Origin of the sequence: Halobacillus sp. BBL2006, assembly GCF_000786645.1 — a bacterium.
Taxonomy (GTDB): domain Bacteria; phylum Bacillota; class Bacilli; order Bacillales; family Halobacillaceae; genus Halobacillus.
The window spans coordinates 1-1483 of record NZ_JRNX01000345.1 but is presented as its reverse complement, the minus strand read 5'-3'; the positions used below and the strand labels follow the sequence as shown (position 1 = coordinate 1483).

The following is a 1483-nucleotide window of genomic DNA, read 5'->3' as shown; positions in this document are numbered from 1 at the left end:
TTTTCTGCTTATGACGCGAGTGTCTGGGCGTTGCAGCTGGACGAGTTGTTTCCCACCCAATGCTAATCCGTATTTAGCAACGGAACCGACAGTATCTCGAAATCGAGTCTTACTGAATTCTGCACGTTTGTGGAATATCCATAGGGTTCATTTACAAAGATATATTTTATGAAAAGCATTGGTATGCTGAATCATGTTTATTTGCAATCATAAAAGGGTGTATAAAAGGAAGGGTTTCTTAATAGGAAGGATTGATATAATGGAGAATCATGAATGGTCTATCGAAGATATTCCATCCTTAGTGAATAAAGTAGCTGTCGTTACCGGTGGAAATGGAGGACTCGGATTTGAGGCAGTCAAAGCCTTTGCAACAAAGGGAGCGACGGTCATTATGGCCTCAAGGTCATTAGAGCGGGGCAAAGAAGCATGCCATTCCATCCTTAAAGAGTATCCAGACGTCTCGATAGAAGTGATGCAATTGGATCTGGAGAATTTGGATTCAGTTAAAGAGTTCGCTAACAATTTCAGACAAAAATATGATCGTCTAGACATTTTGTTAAATAATGCAGGGGTGATGACGACTCCTTATGGTAAAACAAAAGATGGATTCGAATTACAGTTGGGTACCAACCACCTCGGGCATTTTGCCTTGACGGCTTTACTTTTTGATCGAATAAAAGCAACGGAAAACGCCAGAGTCATCAACATAAGCAGCAATGCACACAAATCCGGAAAAATTGATTTTGATAACTTGATGTTTGAAGGTGGAAAAGGGTATTCACCGATGAAATCGTATGGACAATCTAAGCTTGCTAACTTGTTGTTCACCTTTGAATTACAGCGGCGTATCGAGAAGGCAGGATTATCTATGAAAAGTCTAGCTGCCCATCCGGGCGGGGCTCAAACGAACTTAGCTCGCCACCTTGAAGATAAGTTATTGTATAAACTGCTGAGTGGTCCGCTGCGCATAATGACGCAAAGTGCCTCTCAGGGAGCTTTGCCAGGGATTCGTGCCGCAACAGATCCTACGCTGGAAGGAGGACGTTACCTGGGACCGTCAGGTTTTATGGAAATGAAAGGCGATCCTGTTATCGTCGCTCCGAAAACAGAGGCGTATGATGTTATGGATGCAGAATTACTATGGAAAGAGTCTGAACGGTTGACTGGTGTGCAATTTTCAATCTAATACCCTCCATTGAATGTCGGTTTCTCTGGTTGATCAAATAAAGAGGCTGGGACAAAACTGAATGAAACCCAAAAATTCCGAACGATTTGTTGAAATCAGTTTGGAATTTTTGTGTGCCAAAAAAAGAATGAATGACCGCTCCGTCAAAATACCTCGCTTTCCACGGGCACGGCCACAGCTTCCTCGGAAAGCAAAGAACGCTTTCCTGCGGGATCTTCAGCTCGCGCTGTTCCCGTAGGAGTCTTCGTGTTTTGCCTTCGCTAAGAATCTGCGTTGATTTCATACAAGTTTTCAATG

At 43.2% G+C, this 1483-nt stretch carries 1 protein-coding gene; it reads left to right on the top strand.

The window, feature by feature from the left end; genetic code table 11:
* Window positions 1-259: 259 nt before the first annotated feature.
* Window positions 260-1186, top strand: coding sequence for an oxidoreductase (locus LD39_RS10900; protein ID WP_035546211.1), 927 nt, complete (start codon window positions 260-262; stop codon window positions 1184-1186).
* Window positions 1187-1483 lie beyond the last annotated feature (297 nt).